Source organism: Fulvivirga sp. AWR4_260, assembly GCF_056158185.1.
Map to the genome: position 1 here is coordinate 279,485 of NZ_JBSWSU010000015.1, position 19,396 is coordinate 298,880.

Below are 19,396 nucleotides of genomic sequence, written 5' to 3' on the forward strand. Positions count from 1 at the left end.
ATGCCCTTTTTTATTATTTATCTATTGGTGTCCTTATCTGGCCAAATTTCAATTAAAAAGTAAACTAACTGGCCTATAGAATGGGTAAATACAATGATGGCGACCCACAATATACGGTTATTAGATTTTAGCCTTTCATTTTTGATCACATGTACCAAATAAAATATCATAAGACCCATACCTAAAAGTGAGCTAAATGGTAATAGTATAAATAGAGCTCCGAATGACTCTATATCGCTGTTGAATTCTTGGATTACCTGCAAAGGGGAGTTAAACTCTGCTAAATCACTGAAAAAAAGCATGAGGTAAAATATCCATATACCAATAGCTGCAACAGGGACAATCGTTAATATGCCAATTAAAACTTTTAGGTTTTTGTCCATTTTACTTTTCTTTAGGTATTAAGCTAATTGCAGCACCACCTCCGGGGGCTAATTTTAAGCTCAAATTACTTTTATTATTTACTTCTTGTTCTGTAATTACATAAGCGGTTGGGTTGGTATCCCAATGGGCGTCTTCTGCATCTGCATAGATAGTGGCTTTATAGGTTTTGCCTTCATCAAGGAAGCTAAGGTCAAACTTTACTTCTCTGGCATTTTCGTCTGTAATAGAGCCTACAAACCATTTATCTGAGCCTTTTGCTTTTCTTGCTATAGTTACAAAATCTCCAACCTCTCCATTGAGTACTTTGGTTGCATCCCAGTCTACTTCTACATCTCTAATAAATTGGAAGGCATCGTTATGCTCTTCGTAGTATTCAGGTAAGTCAGCAGCCATTTGAATAGGGCTGTACAGTACTACATAAAGTGCCAGTTGCTGCGCCAAGGTTGTGTTTACTTGATTGTCAGCCTTCCAAGGAGCAAGTTTAATGTTAAAAATACCTGGCGTAAAATCAATTGGTCCAGCAAGCATTCTTGTAAAAGCAACAGTAGGTAAGTGTGAAGGTGGGTTGCCACCATCGCTAGCCCATGCATTAAATTCCTGTCCTCTCAGGCCTTCTCTAGCTATAACGTTAGGGTAAGTTCTGCGCATACCAGTGGCTTTTATAGGCTCATGAGCATTAATAGCTACTTGGTATTTGGCTGCTGTTTCTACTGCTTTTCTGTAGTGGTTTACCATCCACTGGCCATGGTGGTACTCGCCCTTAGGAATTATTTTTCCTACATAACCAGTCTTTACCGAATGAACCCCTAAATTTTGCATAAGCTCATATGCAGCATTCATTTGTTGTTCATAAGTTCTTGGTGCGGCAGAAGTCTCGTGGTGCATAATTAACTCTACACCTTTTTCTTTACCATATTTAACTACTTCTTCAATGTTATAATCAGCATATGGAGTAACAAAATCAAATACACCTTCACGGTCTTCAAAGCCAATCCAATGTTCCCAGCCCGTGTTCCAGCCCTCTACTAATAAGCCATGAATGTTGTTTTTTGCCGCAAAATCGATGTAATGCTTAGCATTTTCTGTAGTAGCACCGTGCTTTCCATGAGGCTTAGCATCTCCTGAAAAAGAATTCATGTCTTGTTGAGCATTCATGTCCCAAGTAGATTTACCTAAATGCATTTCCCACCATATGCCTACATATTTTGTAGGCTTAAACCAGCTTACATCTCCTAGCTTGTTAGGCTCGTTTAGGTTAACAATTAATTTGGATTCAATAAGATCGCCCGCTCTGTCTGCAATTTGGATGGTTCTCCAAGGAGTATCAAACGGGGTGGTTCTTTTTACTTTGTATGTAGTATTCGCAGATCCTACTAAATTACTTTTTAGGTTGTGTCCTTTAGTGTCAACCTGTAAAGTCATGTCAGAATAATTGGTGAGGTTAGCTTCGTGGAAACTTAAATATATGCCTTCATCAGTTTTCATCGTTACGGGCGTATTCACTGCATTAACCGGAATGTAGGTTTGAGCCAAATTAGGATGATCTCTTTTGCTCAGAGCGTCTATTTCAGATAGTTTAGTGGCATTGTACAAATGCTCGTAAATATCCCAGTCGCCAGGCTGCCACCAAACCTGATGGTCTCCTGTAAGATTAAATTCCGTATTTTCATTAGTTATTAAAACTTCTTTTAAATTTTCCTGATCAGGGAAATGGTACCTGAAGCCCAAGCCATCATCGTAGACTTTAAATATCAGAGTGAATTTTCTTTTTAGCTCACCTGTCTCTTCTAAGTCGATAGTTAAAGAGTTGTAATGGTTTACCACTTCTTTTTGCTCGCCCCATGGCATAGGCCATGTTTCGTTTTTCGAGTCAGTAGTTGATTTCATAATCTCTAACCCATTTTTAAGAGATGGGGCTCCTTCAAAATCGAAGCTGAGCCACGAGGTATCAATTACCACTTGATCTTTGTGAGTAACTTGGTAGCCTATGTTACCTGTTTCGTTAGTAAATAGACTCACAGAATTATTTCCAGAAGGTGATGTTACAATAAGGGGAGCTTTAGTTTCTACCGGCATTTGACATGAAAAGTTTATCATCAAAAGGGATAGTACTAAAGCATGAGGTATATACTTTAACATAGTACGTTTATTTTTAGTTATCGTTTATTGTATTATTTCTATCTCTATATTACTAAAAAAATAGAAGATGCCATTTTGTTTGCCTTAGTAATTATATTTTTGATATACACGGCTGATGTAGTGGTCAATAGCCTAAGTTATTTTTTGTGGTTGATGTGTGATTTCACCTTTTAATTTTTTCAGTTCTCCCACTATAATTATACTTACTATTACTAAAAGCCCCCAAGAAGTGATTTTGTGCCATGCTACCATTTGCCAGCCATTATGCTGGTAAGCATATTTCCAAGCTCCTAAAAAGGTAGCAATGTTTTCTGCCAACCAAATGAAAAAGCCAATGAGCGCGAAAGATAATATAGCTGAAATGGAATATTGAGAATTTCCTAATGTGAATAAGAACTTTGTTTTTCTGAAAATTATGACAAGAGCCAATGTAATGTATATTCTTAAATCAGGAATAAATGCATTGGTAATGAAATTGATGTAGATGGCAGCTCCTATAATTATGGCTTGTAGCGAGTTGGGCCAATTTACAGTTTGTAGGTTTAAGTTACGCCATGCTTGGCAGATGTAGCTCCCCACGCTGGCGTACATAAAGCCGCTATAAAGAGGCACTCCGTAGAATTTTGTATAGGCAAATTCGGGGTAGCCCCACGAACCATGATATACTTTGTGTAGTTCCATCACCAAACCTAGCACGTGAAAAAGAGTAATCACATATACTTCGTCTTTCGTTTCTAGGCCTGCTTTAAACATCATGAATTGTGACGTGATGCAAATAATCAGTAGTAAGTCGTATCGTGGTACGCCTGCCTGTACAAGTGTAGATGATAATGCTAGAGAGCAAAAGATGATTACAGGGAATATACAAGATAGGGCTTGTAGATATCCAAAAAGACTAAATTGCTTAGCGAAAAAAAGTGATTTAGAGTCTTTTGGGTGTGTGGTTAGTCTTTTAAGTATTTGCTGGTGAATGGCTTTCAAAGCTTAAAATGTTATTGTCAGCTTTGAAGATATGAAAAAATGGGTAATGAGGAGGTGTAAATACCTCCTCATTAATTGTTATGCCATGCTGAGCTCGCTAAGAGCTTCTTCAATGGTTTCGTTTCCACTAAGAATCTCAATAGTTTTATTATGAGTGTTGGAATGATCTAGGCTTGATATGAGTACTCTTGCTACGTCTTCTCGCGCAATTTCGCCATAATGACCAAGCTTATTAGAAGCTTCTATATGGCCTTTGCCTTCATTGTTGGTTAGGTGCCCAGGTCTGATGATGCAATAATTCAGTCCACTACTTTTAAGGTGTTCGTCAGCATTATGCTTGGCTTCTAAGTATACCTTCAGGTCTTCATTACTTTCTGGATTATCAGCCCCCATGCTGCTAAGCATCACAAACTTTTTTAAGTTGGCTTTTTTAGCTTCGTTGATCAGCTTTATTGCTCCTTCTTCGTCAACTGATTTTGTCTTTTCAGGGCCTGTGCTGGCGCCTGATCCCGCTGCGAATATTACTTTATCTATTTGGTTAAAAACACCCGACAAATCACCTTCAAGATCGGCTACCAGATAATCTGCGCCCTTTGAGGTGAATTTATCTTTTTGTGATTCGTCTCTAATCATGGCAACAGGTTCGTATTGACCATGATTTTTTAATATGTCTATTAGAATGGAGCCAGTGTTTCCGTTGGCTCCAACTATCAATACTTTTTCCATAGCATTATTTCTTTTGATTACTACCTTTAGTAACAGTGAAAATGCTATGCATGTTTATTTTAATTAACCTTTGCCAAACATCCTGAATGGAAACATGATAATAGCACTTACCAACCTGAAAACTCCACCAACAGCGAAGCCTAATAATTGAAATGGTAGTAAAATTATCCAAAAGAAGAACACTACTAATGCTAATGGCCAACATACCGCTAGCAAGATAAACCAAAGTATAACAGCTATAATAAATCTCATATTTTTTTATACGTATCTGCTTAAGGGTAAGTTATTTGATAATTGATCCATTATGTCGGTTTGCTGAGTTAATGGTGCTAAGCTTGCCTTAAGCGGTAGATTACTACTTGTTATCGGGAGCTGTTAATAGTAAATTTATTCTATGCCTAGGCCTGTTTCTTTTATGGCTGCATAGCCCCCATAAACGTTAATAGGCCTTTTAAACCCTTCTTTACGCATGATTGATGCGGCTATCATAGATCTATACCCTCCTGCACAATGAACCAAGTACTCTTGATCTTTGTCTAGGTTACTCAATTGGTGTGGCATGTCAGCAAGAGATATATGAATGGCTCCCCTCAAATGCTCTGAGGCAAACTCTCCAGGCTTGCGCACATCTATAATGCTTTTGTTCTGGTGGCGTGGTAAATCGCTGGCCGCAATGGAAGTTATTTTTTCGAGAGGAGAGCTCCATTCATTGATGCTATCATTGAGATAGCCAATGACATTAATATAACCGACTCTTGCTAGTCTTAGGATCGCTTCGGTGGCTTTGTCTTTGCTGGTGATGAGTGCTATAGGCGTGTTAATGTCTATTAATGATCCTACCCACATGGCAAACTGGCCGTTTAGTCCAATGTTAATAGCGCCTTTTATATACCCTTGCTCAAATTCTTCAGGTGATCTTGTATCTAATATGGTAGCTCCAGCATCAATAGCCTGAGCGAATTCCGCTTTTGAAAGAGGGATTTTATTCTGGCTAAGAATTTCATCTATTGAGTCATAACCTTCTTTATTGATCCGTGCATCTTCATAGAAATATTTGGGCGGAGGTAAGATGCCCTCTGTAACCTTCTCAATAAATGTGGCTTTGCTCATTTCTTGCAATGCATAGTTGGTCTTTTTTTGTGTTCCTATTGTAGAAAAGGTCTCTTTGCCAATGTTTTTACCACATGCTGAGCCAGGGCCGTGCGCAGGGTAAACCAGTACCTTATCTTCCAAAGGTTTTATTTTGGTATTTAATGAGTCATACATTTGGCCTGCAAGCTCCTCTTTTGTCATTACTCCATCTAGCAAATCTGGTCGGCCCACATCTCCCACAAAAAGTGTGTCGCCTGTAAATACAGAATGGTTGTGCCCGTTTTCATCTTTTAAAAGGTAGCAGGTAGATTCTGGCGTATGACCAGGGGTGTGCAATACTTCAATTTTCAATTTCCCTAGAGTAAACGTTTCTCCATCTTGTGCAATGTATGAATCGTAAGCTGTGCTGGCTTTCGGTCCATAAACTATAGGGGCTTTTGTTTTTTTTGATAAATCTAAATGCCCTGAAACGAAATCAGCATGAAAGTGTGTTTCAAAGACATATTTTATGCTAGCACCTCTTTTCTTTGCTAGGGCAATGTAAGGCTCAGCTTCTCGCATAGGGTCTATTACAGCAGCTTCACCTTCCGATTCAATATAATATGCAGCTTCAGCCAGACAAGAGGTGTATAATTGCTCGATATACATGAAGTAATTGTTTAAATTGCGCACACAAATGAAAGATTTTTAGCGCTTAACAACTAAGTGCTAGGTTGAAATATTAAGAAAAAATAGCCATTTAGATTAAAGATGATTTTTGTGAGGATGAAAAACCTTTTTTTTATTCTGTTTCTCGGTTTTGTTAATGTGCTTTTTGCTTCGCCTGATAGGCAGGTGCGCCCAGCAGAAGGTTATGAATTATTTGTAAATGCAGGTAAGCAGGGCTTAAAAAATGCCAGTGGGAAAATATTGATCCCGGCTCGTTACGAAGCTTTGGGGTGGAGTGAAGGAGACTTTATAGTAATAAATAATGTGATTGGCTATCAGCAAGATCAGCTGTGGGGCCTAATTAACCTTGCTGATGAAGAGCTAACCCCGGCAGAATATACACGTTTGTTCCCTTCGGCTAGTCATCTGTATGTAGCAGCAAAAAAAGGTAAAATATCTCAACAGAGCTTTTTGGGATTAATAAATAATAGTGGCAAAACGGTTTTGCCATTTAAGTATACTTCCGTTCATGTGTCAGATCTACGTGCTGTAGTATCTACAAAGTCAGGACATAATTACTTATTTGGAGTGGTGGATTTGAGTAATAAAACCATTATTCCTATTAAATATAAAGAGATAGGCTCTTTGGGAAGTTTACGGTTTTCGGTACAAGATTTTAATGACAAAACAGCCATCTTTAGTGATAAAGGAAAGCAAGTGGTTGGTTTTGAGTTGGATAGTATCAGCAAGTTTAAAGGTGGTTATGCTATAGTTTATGAAGATTATAAAAGAGGGCTAATTAATACTGCCGGGGATCTTGTGGCGCCTGTAGATAACAAAGCTTTTGATTTAAGTGGTACTATTCCTAAAGTGTTGTCATTTAATGAATGGTACGTGCTGAACGACAAGCAAGAAAAGTTAGCTTCTTTTCAATTTGATTACATGGGGCCATTCACTGATGATATCATGCGTGTTGAAGCTAATAATTATCAATGGCTAATTGATAGCACAGGTAATGCTATTACTGCTGTAGATGTCAATTATTTATCGCCTGTGGAGGGGAGTTATTTTGCATTTAAAAAGGATGCGAAGTGGGGAGTGATGAATATTGATGGCAATATTTTGATTGATGCAAAATTTGACACCGCATTTATTTCTAATGAAATGATATATGCCAGAGAAATTCATCAAGGACAAGCAGAATGGTCGTTGTATGATTTTTTTGGTGTAAAAAAATCTGATCAGCCATACCAAGAGATAGGCGATAAAACTCAGTATTACTTTCCTGTGAAGAAAAAGGGTTTTTGGGGCTTTATCGATAGAAGTGGTGTAGAGGTGATTCACTGTGTGTACGATGAGGTTGGGGAAGTGGTAGATGGGCTTATAGTAGTGAGGTTTCATGGAGATTATGGTATTATTGATAAAGAAGGAAACTGGAAAGTGATGCCACAGAAAGAAAGGTTGAAGATAATTAATGGGCATTATTACTTGAAGTACAACCTAAAGCTTACTCAGCTTAAAGATTATGATGGTGAGTTGATTTACTTTACAGAGAACAAGGTAGAGACTTTTGATAATTATATGATTGAATATCTTTCAGATGGGGCAGTTTGGAAAATTGATTATCAAGGGATGATCGTTAATAAAAGCTCGCATAATGATCGGTATCAAGAGGTGAGGCCACCTTCCGAAGGGTTTTATCCTGTGAAAATGGATGGGCAGTATGGCTTTATCGATGCACAAAATAGACTGAGAATAGCCAACCGGTATGATGATGTGGGTGATTTCAGTGAAGGGTTAGCTCCATTTAAACTGTTGGGGCACTGGGGCTATTTAAATAAACGAGAGCAGATAGTGGTGCAGCCACTCTACAGTTATGTGTCTGGTTTTGAAGATGGGCTCTCAGTGGTGGGAGATAGAAATGGTATGGGGATTATTAACCAAGAAGGTAAAAAAGTATCTTCATTTGAATATGATTCTGTATACAGAGAGTCTAATGGACGTTTTGTAGTTATTAAGAATGATAAAAAGGGTTTGATTAATAAAGAAGGGCGGTTAATTATTAATGCAAAATATGATGAACTGGCAGACTTAGGAAATGGGCGTGTGGTGGTAAAGAAATTTGGTCAGTATGGTGTAGTTGGGCTTGATGGCGTAGATGTGATTCCTATTATGTATGATGAATTATATTACGACCCAGCAGAGGATCATTACCTTGCAATGAAAAAATCTAAATGGAAAGAAGTGGAACTTCCATAATTTTTTTAGCTTTATCATGTTAAATGAAATTTTATAATGGAGTGGATTACCGTTTTGTCACTTATTGTGGTTGGCTTGGGATTAATTGTAGTTGAGGTGCTTTTTGTGCCAGGGACTACAGTTGTAGGAGTTTTTGGTTTTTTAGCTGCAGTATTTGGCTTGTATTTAGGCTTTGTCTATTTCGGCTCTGAAACAGGATGGTGGCTCGTAGGTGTTAGCGCCATTTTATTTTCCATTACCCTATATTATAGTTTTAAAGGCGATACTTGGAATAAATTTTCTCTAAAGGAGACAATAGCCAGTAAGGTAAATGAAGGCATAGTTGTAGGATTAAAAGTAGGAGATGAAGGATTTGCTGTATCCGTACTCAAGCCTTTTGGTAAGGCCGAGTTTGCAGATAAAGTTTATGAAGTTAAATCTTTAGGTAGCTATATTGATAGCGGAACCAAATTGAAGATCATTAGAATCAACACACATAATATTTTTGTAGAACCAATTAATTAAATATGGAATTAACCGGAGTAGGACTTCTTGTCCTCGTTTTCTTGGGGATAGTAGTATTTTTTGTATTGCTATATTTTATCCCTGTAGGCTTATGGATATCAGCACGTTTTTCAAACGTAAAAGTGGGGCTTTTTGAACTTATGTTTATGAGAATCAGAAAGGTTCCGCCTAGTGTGGTAGTAAACTCATTAATTACTGCTACTAAAGCTGGCTTGCAAGTAACCATTAAAGATCTTGAAACGCATTACCTCGCGGGTGGACATGTGCCTTCAGTTATAAAAGCTTTGATCTCTGCTGATAAGGCTAATATCAATCTTTCGTTTAAGCAGGCTACAGCTATAGACTTGGCAGGTAGAGATGTATTTGAAGCCGTACAGATTTCGGTTAATCCTAAAGTAATTACTACACCCAAAGTGGCAGCTGTGGCAGCTGATGGTATTCAGTTGATAGCCATTGCAAGGGTAACTGTAAGGGCTAATATTCAACAGCTAGTTGGTGGAGCAGGAGAAGACACTATCCTTGCAAGGGTAGGAGAAGGTATTGTAACTTCTATTGGTTCTGCAGGTACGCACAAAGAGGTATTAGAGAACCCTGATAAGATATCTAAACTTGTTTTGCAAAGAGGACTTGATGCGGGAACTGCTTTTGAAATTCTATCTATTGATATTGCAGATGTAGATGTAGGTACTAACATTGGTGCCAAATTACAGACTGATCAGGCTTCTGCAGACTTGAAAGTGGCTGAAGCTAAAGCTGAGGAAAGAAGAGCTATGGCTGTGGCGCACGAGCAGGAGATGAAAGCTAAAGCTCAGGAAGCACGCGCCAAAGTGATTGAAGCTGAGGCGGAAGTACCTCAGGCTATGGCTGAGGCTTTTAGAAATGGTAATCTAGGTATTATGGATTATTATAAAATGGATAATATTAAGGCCGATACTGAAATGAGAGAGGCGATAGCTAAACCTGGTTCGTCTTCATCTTCTAAAAAAGATAAAGGAAAGTCATAACCAAAACATGACTACTAAATAGAAAAAGCACTTCATTGAAGTGCTTTTTCTATTTAAGAACAGTTCTAAATATTTATTTTTTATTCTTAACCCTTCAAACTGAAAACGGGGTGATTATAAAACAGATAGCAAACGCGCAATCGATTGAATTGGAGGTGTATTTGCCTGTTTTTTTAGAAAGGAATGGGAATATTCTTAATTAATGAATTGCCTAAACTAGATAAAAGTATAATATTTACTTTATCAACGTTCTTAGCGATCGCTTTTTATGTATAGAATAACTGCTTATATAGTTATAATTTATATTTGTGTATTTTCTTGTGTGCGTGCTTCTGCGCAAGACAGGAAGTCCATTGATAGTTTATTAAGCGTGCTTTCAACGGTTAAAGATACTGCTCAGGTATCTGTTTATTTTGAGCTTTCTATGGCTTACCAGTACGGCATGCCAGACTCTGCCATGTATTATGCTCGTTTATGTCAGCAGCGAGCCCAAGCATTAAATTATAAAAAAGGTAAAGGTGATGCATTAATTACGCTAGGTAGGCTCAAGCGTGATAAAGGAAAATATGTGCAAGCCCTTGAGGATATATTCAATTCTTTAGCGATATACCGTGATATCCAAGATAGTGTTCAAATAGCTAATGCTATAAATGATATTAGTATTGTTTATGCATATTCTGGTGAAACAGAGCAGGCTCTTATTTATTTCAAAAGGGCTTTGAAGATGTTTCGTGTTATTGGTGATTCTAAAGGAGAGTCGCAAACATTAAACAACATAGGTTTGATGTATTTGAAAATGCAGAAATATGAGCTAGCAGAACAATACATGTTAAAGTCATTGGCCATTAAAGAAAGGCGTAGAGATGTGCAGGACATTGCTAGTGGATATGGGCATATGGGTAAAATCATGGAAGAGACTCATCAGGTAGACAGGGCGCTTAATTATTACTTGCATGCTAAGTCGCTGTATCTTCAGACAGGAAATAAGATGTCTCTGGTAGAGAATTACCTTGATCTATCTAGTATTTACATGACAAAAGGGCTGCTGGCCATGGCTGAAGATCATGCGCAAAAGGCACTTCGGATGAGTAGGGATTTGGCATGTAAACCTGTGATGAAGCGGGCTTTGGGAATGCTGGTGGAAATAGCCGAAAATAAAAGAGATTTTTCAAACGCTTTTAAATATTTAAAGCTACAGAATCAATTGAAAGATAGTCTTCAGGGAGAGAAGCAAGAGGTAAGGCTAGAGGAGCTGAAAGAAAAATTTAATGCCGAAGAAAGAGAGAATCAAATTGCTTTACTGCAAAAGGATAGACAAATACAGTTGGCGTCTTTAAAGCAAAAAGATATGCTTAACTATTCTCTTTATGTTGGAATTACTTTGGTACTGCTGATTCTATTTTTGTTGATTATAGCTTACCGAGCCAATAAAAGTAAAAAAGATATTCTTGCACTGAAGAATGCTAGAATTCAAGCTCAAAAGGAAGACTTAGTTAAGATAAACAGAGGGAAAGACAGGATTATGTCAATCTTGTCTCATGATATTCGTAGTCCGCTTAATTCGCTAAAAGGATTTTCTCATTTACTGATCAATCATCTGCCTAATCTAACGCAAGATGATATCAAGCATATGGGGAGCCAGATTAATCAATCTGTAAATAATTTAAACGAGTTGTTGGATAATTTGCTGGCTTGGTCATTGAGTAAAAATAACAGGCAGCTGAAAATAGGCAAGGTAGATGTAAATGATGTAATAGAGAAGAATATAGACCTGTATCAGTTGACTAGTTATAATAAGAATATAAGATTAGTTACAGAGTCTGAGCGCGAGGTGTTTGCTAGGGCAGATTATAATTGCACCAACACTGTTTTAAGAAATCTAATTGCTAATGCTATCAAGTTTTCATATCCAGGAAATAGATCACTATAAAGGCTGAAAATATAGGTAAAAACGTAAGGGTCTCTGTGCATGATGAGGGGATGGGAATGAGTACGGAAGCCGTGGAGGAGTTATTTGATTTAGCAAAAATGAATTCTAGCTCTGGTACTAATGATGAGCTAGGAAATGGTTTAGGGCTTATTTTGTGTCAAGAATTAGTAAAAGATAATGATGGGGATTTCTACGTTAATAGTGAGCTAGACAAAGGTAGTACCTTTGCCTTTACTCTGCCTAAATATGGGCTTAATTAATTATGGATTTTAACGCTGTCTTGGCCTATTGAAATCGGTTCATTGAATCTGCTTTCAGGCGTGTTGTTTTCTAGCTTCAGTACTCCTCTTGGACATACCGAAGAGCATACCCCACACCCCACACAAGATGCTCTGACTATGTTTTGGCCCCGCTGGGCATACCATCTAACATCAATTCCCATTTCGCAGTACGTGCTGCAGTTGCCGCAGCTTATGCATTGGCCTCCATTAGTGGTTATTCTAAACCTAGATTTAAATCTTTGTACAATGCCGAGATATGCTGCCAAAGGGCAGCCAAAACGGCACCATACCCTGCTGCCCATAAAAGGGTAAAAGCCAACACCAACCACACCAGCAAAGGCTGAGCCTATTAAGAAACCGTAGGTAGAACGCACCGTGTAGGTGTCAATGCCCAGTAAACTACCGTTACCGGTGAAATATGTGTAAATAGTGCCTGCTGTCATAATTATAGCAAAAACAAGTACTCCATGAATCATCCATCGTTCAATTTTCCAAGCTTTAACTGATTTGTCTGACAATTGTCTGTAAGGGTCTCCTAGTGTTTCGGCCAATCCTCCACAACCACAAACCCAGCTGCAGTACCACCTCTTGCCATAAAAATAGGTAAGAACAGGAACGCCTACTGTGAAAAGCACAATTCCCCATACCAACATAAATATTCCTAAACGCCCGCTATTAATAAGGTAATTTAAATTGTATTCAAAGAAAAAACTGTAGTTCAGCGGCCACATGTTTTTGAAGTCCATACTTGGCTGATTAAGTTTTATAAGTATTTCAGGAATAGTAAAGGCGAATACTGTTTGGAAGAAAATGACAGATAGCGTACGTACTATATGGTATTTGCTGTGCCGGTATTTTATTAGCATTCTAAGCCCCATAACTGCTATGGAAAACGTATAAAGCAGACCATAAAAAAACCATTGGCTAGCAGGGCCGCCATTGAGTATATAACTAAACGGATCTGCTAATAACATCCAATTGACCATGTATTCTGGATACCAGTAGAGAATGATGTAGAAAATAATTAGAAAAGCTCCTACCGCATAGCCGATCCATCCTCGACTGGTGTTGGCGTTTTTGTAAATATTATCATTTTTGATGCCTTTGTGTTCATTGAGTTTTGGTAGTATGTAAAGTAACCCTCCCATAATGCCTAGGCCTAAGGTTAAAATGATCCACAACTTTAAATGTCTTCTTATAGTGCCATTGCTGGCAGCTTTTGAAAGCTTTAGTTGCATGTTTTTAATGATATAGCTTTCGAAGCCATAGTCTTTGGCTATATTATAATTGATGCTTTTTACTGACCCGTTAAGGTTTGATATTAGGTCTTTTTTGCTCTCAAAAGTTTGGCCGTTCATCCAGTTGGTGTAGGCTTTTAACTTCTCAATTTGGTAGCTGGTAACTGTGTCTGAAGTTTCTTGCTTTATGAGCTCTGAGGAATAAGTAATGTTGTTTTCAGGGAAGGCTTTAAGTAAATGGCTGAGCTTTGCATCAGTGATTCGGTATTTCTCTAAAGCCTTTTCATTGGCGCTTTCAAGTAAAGTTTTTAATTCAGCATTAAAAGAATAGCTATTGCTGAAGTTAACATTAAGTAATGGAGAAAATACAGACTTAGCTTTAGCGTATTCTGCGGAGTCTAATGATGACTTTAAGTTGCTGGGAGTTAACTTGTAGTCGTTTAAGAATAGTGTAGCAATAAGTAACAATAAGGCACTTATAAAAAGGCTAAGGCCTATTTTTTGAGTTATGGTCGGTTTCATATATTAAAAATGCCTAGTATTTTCTTTTGTTTTGGAGTAGATACAGCCAAGGAGGGGTATTCGTTGTTAAATGCTTCTCTGATATTAGTTTCGTAGCGGGTGAAAAATTCAGGATCAAAATTGGCCTCTCTGAAATTCTGAATTACATGCTGGATGCTCTTTTCACTTTGAAGCCATTTGTCCATTATTTCATGTCTCAGTCTAATGCCGAAACTGTGGATTCCTTTAAAAGTATTGCTCTTGTCAAATGTGATATGGATTGCAACTTCTTTTTGAGTGTTTTCCCAGTAAAATTCTAGTTGATTATCTGTTATTGTGTTTTTTGCCTCTCCGTAGGTTTGGTACTCTATGTTGAAAAACTTTGCAGAGTTAAACCATGGGCCGGGGGTGTATTTGGTAGGCTTGCCGCATATGGTTTGTGCTACTGTCTCCCCCATCATTCTTCCGGCATACCATATTGGTTCTATGGCATTTCTTTCTGTTGAAGAGTAGTTTTTTTCTGCACAGTCTCCAATGGCAAATACATCATCTTGACTTGTTTTTAAAAATGGGTCTATTAAAATGCCTTTATTGGTGGCTATGTTGGTTGCTTTGGTGATAGATGTATTGGGAGAAACTCCGGTGGCTATGCCTACAAACTGGCAAGGTATTCTTTTGTTAGATTTTGTGATAACAGCCGCCACATTGCCATTGCTATCGCTTTCAATTTCTTTTAATTCGGTTTCGGTAAGAAGATTGACGCCATGCTTTTCTATATGGTTATGGAGTAGGTCCCTAACCTGAGAAGGTAGGGCACTGCCCCAAAACTGGTTTTCACGTATAAGAAATTTGGTGTTTATATTTCTTGTGCGCAACATTTCTACTAGCTCAATTCCTATTAAACCACCTCCAATTACTACAGCTTCCCTAATGTTTTTTGTGGCAGCTTCTATTTTCTCCAAATCCTGAAGGCTAACCATAGTGCATACTCCTTTGAGGTTGTTTCCTGGCCAGTTGGGAGTATTGGGTTTCGATCCAGTAGCAATAATTAGATAATCGTAATGTATCTCTTCATTACTGTTTAATGAAAGCTTTTTCTCTTCAGTAGTAATCTTATTGACATGGTTGTGCAAAAGGTTGATGTTGTTTTCGCTCCAAAAGCTATCGGGGTAAGGTTTGGTGTGCTCATACTGCATATGTCCCATGTAGATATACATTAATGCTGTTCGTGACCAAAAATGCTTTGATTCAGATGATATAACTGTGATCTGAAAATTGCTATTTTTCCTTATATGTCTAGCCGCAGTGATGCCAGCAATGCCATTACCAATAATTACTACATGTTTCATATAGAGCGTTTTAATCTATCACGAGTAAATATCTGTAGATGTTCCGTTTTTTAAAACTTATTCTAATAGATAAGCATTCATTGTCTGCTTCATGACTTTGATGGGCATGAAGTAGTTGTGCTTTAAACTTAAGTGGCATAGCTGTCGTTATCCATCAACGATTAAGTTAATGTATATGAAATGGATTAGTGTAGTTTTATTAATGGCTTGTGCTATACCTACAAAGGCACAAAATCTGAATACATTTTTTGATGATGCAGACGCTTTTTTTAAAAGGTATGTGATGTATGGTGAAGTTGATTATACTTCAATTTATGCTGACGCAACTGTTTTACATAAATTGATTGATGTTATTTCAAATGCAGATTTAAGTGAGGCTTCTGATATAGAACGGAAGGCTTTTTATATTAATGCTTATAATATTGAAGTGATTAACTTAGTAGTGAGTCATTATCCATTGAAGTCAGTGATGGCTGTAGATGGGTTCTTTGATGCTTGGGAGGTAAAAGTTGCTGGTGAAAAAATGACTTTAAATGAGCTGGAGAAGCAAAAACTACTCACCGTATATCATGATCCAAGACTTCATTTTGTGTTGTGCTGTGCGGCCAAAGGTTGTCCTTCATTGAATGATGAAGCATACAAACCCACATTTTTGGAGCAGCAGCTAGTGCAGAGAACTCGGTTAGCGCTTAATGATGAGGCGTGGGTGAGGTATAATGGTAAAGAAGTGTGGATTTCAAAAATATTTTTGTGGTATAAAGGTGATTTTATAAGCTCTGAATTTTCTTCATTGGTAGAGTTTATTAATCATTTTAGAGAGAGTAAATTGCCTGAAAATACTAAGGTTGGTTATTATGAATACAACTGGTCTCTTAATGAGTTTAAGTAATGTTTGATGGGAAGTGATAAATTAAATAATGATTCAGAAAATGAGATGTTTTATATCGAAAATGGGCTCTATGTTTTTACAGAAGCATATCATTTAAAAAGAGGTTACTGTTGTAAAAGTGGTTGTCGGCATTGTCCTTATGGTTTTAAGAAAAGGCAGAAACGCTGAGTTCTAAGAGTTTTCTTGCTGCCAGTGCTGGCGTCATTAATCCCTTTTCTACTTTCTTTTCAAAAATATTAATTTCTGCTTTGACCAAATCGTTAGTGTAGAAATTTTGCTTTAGCATATATCCTATACTTTCATGTAGCCAGTTGAGGTTTTGAGCGCGTCTTATGGAGATTAAGTCGTTGTTGATAAAATCGTAGTACAGACTTATCATGCTGTAGATGTCTTCTATGCCATCTCCGGTTAGTGAAGAGCAGGTAGATACTTTCGGTTTCCAGTTTGTTTCTGATGGCGGAAATAGGTGTAGTGCATTTTGGTATTCAGCTTTTGCCCGTTTAGAGGCATTAATGTTTTCATTGTCAGCCTTGGTTATGGCTATAGCATCTGCCATTTCCATTATGCCTTTTTTTATGCCTTGTAATTCATCGCCAGCTCCGGCTAGCATCAGTAATAAAAAAAAGTCTACCATGCCTTTGACGGTAGTTTCTGACTGGCCTACGCCTACAGTTTCTATAAAAATGTATTCATAGCCAGCAGCTTCACAAAGCAGCATGGTCTCTCTGGTTTTGTTGGCTACCCCTCCAAGAGAATTTCCTGTGGCTGAAGGTCTGATGTACGCATTAGGGTGATGAGATAAAGTTTCCATCCTAGTTTTGTCTCCAAGGATACTGCCTCCTGTTTTCTGGCTGCTTGGATCTATGGCGAGTACAGCTAAACGATGGCCTTGTTCGGCTATATGAATACCTAGCGCTTCTATGAATGTGCTTTTTCCTACGCCAGGCACGCCAGTAATGCCTATTCTTTTGCTTTTTCCAGTATGTGGTAAGATCATATCTAAGACCTCTTCGGCTAGCTCGTGGTCACTACTTAGCTGGCTTTCAATAAGCGTTATGGTTTGGCTGAGGATGATATTATTGCCTGCTAATATTCCTTCAGTATATGCTTTAGCGCTAAGTCGTTTTCTTCTCATCTCAATATGAAATTATTTTTTTTTAATATAAACACCAAGTTTTTATATTTTTACCTTCCTTATTTCATCTAGGGGTGTACCAAGTATTGAATAAATGAAATTTAATAAGCTCTTAAAAGATAGCGTTTTGGCTACGCTATTTGTTTTTTCTGTGATGTGGTTAATATTTAATGTTAGCCAATTTAAGATTTTCAATGCTTTTGATCCTATTGGTGATGCATTAGATGATATGGAGATCACGGATATAGCCTTTTCTCAATTGCGTAAAGATCCGCTGCCAGATACTAATATTGTGATTGTAAATATAGGTTATCTTGATAGAGCGGGCATAGCTCAGGAAATAAATGTTATTAATAAATATAACCCTGCTGTTATGGGGTTTGATTGTTTCTTTGATCATTTAAAAAGTGATAGCCTCACTGATTTGGTTTTGGCTGATGCGATTTCTCGTGTGACTAGCCCCGTTTTTGCTTCGCAGTTGATGAGTCCATCTAAGGGTGAAAATAGATTTGACTCATTGAGGTGCACGCATCCATTGTTTAGAGGTGAGGCCGTACAAGGGTTTGTTAATTTAGAATCAGATGCTCAAAGGCAGGAAGACTTTAAAACCTGCCGGGCTTTTCCTACCATTAGGGAGGTTGGGGAGCAAGTTCATCGTGCTTTTGCTATTGAGTTGGCTGCTTTATATGCGTCAGAGAAAGCTGATAAAGTGGTGGAGCGGGGAAACTCTATCGAGATTATTAATTATCGGGGTAATGTTTTTGATTACTTTGGACGCACAGAGTACCCTAATATGTTTTATGTGTTAGATGTTGATGATGTGCTCAATGAAAATTTTGTACCTCAGATGATAGAAGGCAAAATTGTTGTGTTTGGTTTTTTAGGTCGCGATTTAAAAGATACCTCTTGGGATGATAAATTCTTTACTCCGCTAAATAAGAATTATGCAGGTAAAACCAACCCTGATATGTTTGGTGCGGTAGTGCATGCTAATATTTTGTCGATGATACTGAATGACGATTATATCGATGAATTAAATGACAAGGAAGGGTGGGGTATATTGGTAGCAGTTGTTTTATGTTTTGTGAATGTGTTGTTTTTCTCTTATATCTATTATAGGTTGCCGGCTTGGTATGACGGGATTACCAAGACAGTGCAGTTGTTGGAAATTTTATTAATCATATATATTATGGTGGTGGTGTTGAGTGAATTTAACTTTAAGTTAAATTTGGTGATTTCAATTGCAGCAATTGCACTTGCGGGAGATGCATTAGAGGTGTTTTATGGTATGCTTAAAAATCTTTTCAGAAAAATAAGAAGGAATTAAGCGTTTACATTTTATAAATAAAAGAAATGAATAGATGCTCGGGTTTGGGCATCTTAATGAATATCTAACTATGAGATTGATTTTTATTCTTATTGTGTTTTTTGTGAGTGTGCTGCCTGCTGTGGGGCAGCAAAAGAGCTTCAAGGTGCTCGCCAATAAAGGCGATAATACCGTTAAGCATAATGAAGACTGGGGAAAGGTAAAGGTTGGAATGACGATTGCGCCTGAGGATGTGCTAAAGGTTGCCTCAGGAGGATATCTCGGTTTGGTGTTTTCTGGGGGTAAAACCTTGGAGCTGAAAAAACAAGGCACTTATGCTGTTAAAGATTTAATGGGGAAAGTGGAAGGTGAGGCAGAAGGTGTTTCTGGTAAATATGCAGATTATATTTTAAATAAAATGTCTGCTGAAGAGAAGAAGAATCGATTAAGTGTGACTGGAGCTGTATCCCGTGGGCTTGTTTCCAAAATTAAAGTGTATATACCTAGTTCTGCTATGGCTTATAATGATCAGCAAATTATAACCTGGACAGAGATTGAAGGGGTGGACGCATATCATGTGGTGATAAAAAACCTGTTTGATGATACTTTGCTTGATGAAAATCATCAAGGTAATAATATGACTTTAGATTTTTCGTCTGCTGCGTATAAAAATGAAAATGTGTTGTTGTTTGAGGTGTCGGATAAAACGGGGGATAAGAAATCGCAGGTTTATGCGGTGAAACGGATGAGTGTGGAGGAGCGCGCTATTGTGGAAAAGGAATTGAAATTGATTCTTCCTCAGTTGAAAAGTGGTACCGCTTTAGATGATTATATTCTGGCTGGTTTTTTTGAGAGTCATAATTTGTTGCTAGATGCGCTTACTATGTATAATTATGTTATGCAGAAGGAGCCTGAAGTGGAAGCTTACAGGGAAGCTTATTATCACTTCTTGGATAGAAATAATTTAATGGATCATTAAGTTGTATCAGCTAGTAATAACAAAAAAAGGAGAGGCCTAAGCCTCTCCTTT

General features: G+C 37.7%; 18 protein-coding genes. 9 read left to right on the forward strand and 9 right to left on the reverse strand.

The features are described from left to right. Positions 1-17: 17 nt before the first annotated feature. From ACXACQ_RS07685 to ACXACQ_RS07710, 6 genes are all read right to left on the reverse strand, one after another. Entirely contained in the window at positions 18-383 is a 366-nt protein-coding gene (locus ACXACQ_RS07685; RefSeq protein WP_474975349.1) for a hypothetical protein, read from the reverse strand. Between the two features lies 1 nt (position 384). Then, entirely contained in the window at positions 385-2,523 is a 2,139-nt protein-coding gene (locus ACXACQ_RS07690; protein ID WP_474975350.1) for a glycoside hydrolase family 97 protein, read from the reverse strand. Between the two features lie 132 nt (positions 2,524-2,655). After that, entirely contained in the window at positions 2,656-3,504 is an 849-nt protein-coding gene (locus ACXACQ_RS07695; protein WP_474975351.1) for a DUF817 domain-containing protein, read from the reverse strand. Positions 3,505-3,582: 78 nt separating this feature from the next. Next, positions 3,583-4,230 (reverse strand): SDR family oxidoreductase, encoded by a 648-nt coding sequence (locus ACXACQ_RS07700; RefSeq protein WP_474975352.1) that lies wholly within the window; start codon positions 4,228-4,230, stop codon positions 3,583-3,585. Between the two features lie 63 nt (positions 4,231-4,293). After that, positions 4,294-4,482 carry a hypothetical protein gene (locus ACXACQ_RS07705; protein ID WP_474975353.1) on the reverse strand — a complete coding sequence of 63 codons (189 nt, stop codon included), beginning with the start codon at positions 4,480-4,482 and terminating at the stop codon, positions 4,294-4,296. A gap of 135 nt (positions 4,483-4,617) precedes the next feature. Further along, entirely contained in the window at positions 4,618-5,970 is a 1,353-nt protein-coding gene (locus ACXACQ_RS07710) for an MBL fold metallo-hydrolase (RefSeq protein ID WP_474975354.1), read from the reverse strand. A gap of 117 nt (positions 5,971-6,087) precedes the next feature. Here ACXACQ_RS07710 and ACXACQ_RS07715 point away from each other — a divergent pair, with 117 nt between their 5' ends. The 5 genes from ACXACQ_RS07715 (at position 6,088) to ACXACQ_RS07735 (ending at position 11,927) form a co-directional block, all read left to right on the forward strand. Further along, positions 6,088-8,229: a WG repeat-containing protein gene (locus ACXACQ_RS07715; protein ID WP_474975355.1), complete on the forward strand. Its 2,142-nt coding sequence runs from the start codon at positions 6,088-6,090 to the stop codon at positions 8,227-8,229. A gap of 36 nt (positions 8,230-8,265) precedes the next feature. Then, entirely contained in the window at positions 8,266-8,733 is a 468-nt protein-coding gene (locus tag ACXACQ_RS07720; protein WP_474975356.1) for an NfeD family protein, read from the forward strand. 2 nt (positions 8,734-8,735) lie between these two features. Further along, positions 8,736-9,737 carry a flotillin-like protein FloA gene (floA, locus tag ACXACQ_RS07725; RefSeq protein WP_474975357.1) on the forward strand — a complete coding sequence of 334 codons (1,002 nt, stop codon included), beginning with the start codon at positions 8,736-8,738 and terminating at the stop codon, positions 9,735-9,737. 268 nt (positions 9,738-10,005) lie between these two features. Continuing rightward, complete coding sequence (locus tag ACXACQ_RS07730; RefSeq protein WP_474975358.1) at positions 10,006-11,667, forward strand: ATP-binding protein; 1,662 nt, start codon at positions 10,006-10,008, stop codon at positions 11,665-11,667. Positions 11,668-11,717: 50 nt separating this feature from the next. Further along, positions 11,718-11,927, forward strand: a complete 210-nt coding sequence (locus tag ACXACQ_RS07735; RefSeq protein WP_474978464.1) for an ATP-binding protein — start codon at positions 11,718-11,720, stop codon at positions 11,925-11,927. Here ACXACQ_RS07735 and ACXACQ_RS07740 read toward each other — a convergent pair. Both ACXACQ_RS07740 and ACXACQ_RS07745 read right to left on the reverse strand, forming a co-directional pair. After that, the gene (locus ACXACQ_RS07740; protein WP_474975359.1) at positions 11,924-13,708 is read right to left on the reverse strand and encodes a 4Fe-4S binding protein; all 1,785 of its coding nucleotides are present in this window, start codon (positions 13,706-13,708) and stop codon (positions 11,924-11,926) included. The genes ACXACQ_RS07735 and ACXACQ_RS07740 overlap by 4 nt on opposite strands. Further along, positions 13,705-15,036, reverse strand: a complete 1,332-nt coding sequence (locus ACXACQ_RS07745) for an NAD(P)/FAD-dependent oxidoreductase (RefSeq protein ID WP_474975360.1) — start codon at positions 15,034-15,036, stop codon at positions 13,705-13,707. The genes ACXACQ_RS07740 and ACXACQ_RS07745 overlap by 4 nt, the downstream gene beginning before the upstream one ends. A 175-nt stretch (positions 15,037-15,211) precedes the next feature. On the opposite strand from ACXACQ_RS07745, the gene ACXACQ_RS07750 reads away from it, so the two are divergent. Both ACXACQ_RS07750 and ACXACQ_RS07755 read left to right on the forward strand, forming a co-directional pair. Next, positions 15,212-15,925 carry a DUF547 domain-containing protein gene (locus ACXACQ_RS07750; RefSeq protein WP_474975361.1) on the forward strand — a complete coding sequence of 238 codons (714 nt, stop codon included), beginning with the start codon at positions 15,212-15,214 and terminating at the stop codon, positions 15,923-15,925. Positions 15,926-15,970: 45 nt separating this feature from the next. After that, complete coding sequence (locus tag ACXACQ_RS07755) at positions 15,971-16,093, forward strand: DUF5522 domain-containing protein (protein WP_474978465.1); 123 nt, start codon at positions 15,971-15,973, stop codon at positions 16,091-16,093. Here the strand turns inward: ACXACQ_RS07755 and meaB are convergent. After that, on the reverse strand, positions 16,071-17,060 hold the full coding sequence (gene meaB / locus ACXACQ_RS07760; protein WP_474975362.1) for a methylmalonyl Co-A mutase-associated GTPase MeaB: 990 nt from the start codon (positions 17,058-17,060) through the stop codon (positions 16,071-16,073). The genes ACXACQ_RS07755 and meaB overlap by 23 nt on opposite strands. A 94-nt stretch (positions 17,061-17,154) precedes the next feature. On the opposite strand from meaB, the gene ACXACQ_RS07765 reads away from it, so the two are divergent. Further along, the gene (locus tag ACXACQ_RS07765) at positions 17,155-18,387 is read left to right on the forward strand and encodes a CHASE2 domain-containing protein (protein ID WP_474975363.1); all 1,233 of its coding nucleotides are present in this window, start codon (positions 17,155-17,157) and stop codon (positions 18,385-18,387) included. 70 nt (positions 18,388-18,457) lie between these two features. Continuing rightward, entirely contained in the window at positions 18,458-19,345 is an 888-nt protein-coding gene (locus ACXACQ_RS07770) for a FecR family protein (RefSeq protein ID WP_474975364.1), read from the forward strand. The last annotated feature ends 51 nt before the right edge of the window (positions 19,346-19,396 follow it).

Excerpts from the sequence above, each read along its gene's own strand:
- ACXACQ_RS07685 (WP_474975349.1), bottom strand. The coding sequence starts at position 383 with ATGGACAAAAACCTAAAAGTTTTAATTGGCATATTAACGATTGTCCCT.
- ACXACQ_RS07765 (WP_474975363.1), top strand. The coding sequence starts at position 17,155 with ATGAAATTTAATAAGCTCTTAAAAGATAGCGTTTTGGCTACGCTATTT.
- ACXACQ_RS07755 (WP_474978465.1), top strand. The coding sequence starts at position 15,971 with ATGTTTTATATCGAAAATGGGCTCTATGTTTTTACAGAAGCATATCAT.
- ACXACQ_RS07770 (WP_474975364.1), top strand. The coding sequence starts at position 18,458 with ATGAGATTGATTTTTATTCTTATTGTGTTTTTTGTGAGTGTGCTGCCT.
- floA (WP_474975357.1), top strand. The coding sequence starts at position 8,736 with ATGGAATTAACCGGAGTAGGACTTCTTGTCCTCGTTTTCTTGGGGATA.
- ACXACQ_RS07750 (WP_474975361.1), top strand. The coding sequence starts at position 15,212 with ATGAAATGGATTAGTGTAGTTTTATTAATGGCTTGTGCTATACCTACA.
- ACXACQ_RS07710 (WP_474975354.1), bottom strand. The coding sequence starts at position 5,970 with ATGTATATCGAGCAATTATACACCTCTTGTCTGGCTGAAGCTGCATAT.
- ACXACQ_RS07720 (WP_474975356.1), top strand. The coding sequence starts at position 8,266 with ATGGAGTGGATTACCGTTTTGTCACTTATTGTGGTTGGCTTGGGATTA.
- ACXACQ_RS07745 (WP_474975360.1), bottom strand. The coding sequence starts at position 15,036 with ATGAAACATGTAGTAATTATTGGTAATGGCATTGCTGGCATCACTGCG.
- ACXACQ_RS07735 (WP_474978464.1), top strand. The coding sequence starts at position 11,718 with ATGGGAATGAGTACGGAAGCCGTGGAGGAGTTATTTGATTTAGCAAAA.
- ACXACQ_RS07690 (WP_474975350.1), bottom strand. The coding sequence starts at position 2,523 with ATGTTAAAGTATATACCTCATGCTTTAGTACTATCCCTTTTGATGATA.
- ACXACQ_RS07730 (WP_474975358.1), top strand. The coding sequence starts at position 10,006 with ATGTATAGAATAACTGCTTATATAGTTATAATTTATATTTGTGTATTT.
- ACXACQ_RS07700 (WP_474975352.1), bottom strand. The coding sequence starts at position 4,230 with ATGGAAAAAGTATTGATAGTTGGAGCCAACGGAAACACTGGCTCCATT.
- ACXACQ_RS07740 (WP_474975359.1), bottom strand. The coding sequence starts at position 13,708 with ATGAAACCGACCATAACTCAAAAAATAGGCCTTAGCCTTTTTATAAGT.
- ACXACQ_RS07705 (WP_474975353.1), bottom strand. The coding sequence starts at position 4,482 with ATGAGATTTATTATAGCTGTTATACTTTGGTTTATCTTGCTAGCGGTA.
- meaB (WP_474975362.1), bottom strand. The coding sequence starts at position 17,060 with ATGAGAAGAAAACGACTTAGCGCTAAAGCATATACTGAAGGAATATTA.
- ACXACQ_RS07715 (WP_474975355.1), top strand. The coding sequence starts at position 6,088 with ATGAAAAACCTTTTTTTTATTCTGTTTCTCGGTTTTGTTAATGTGCTT.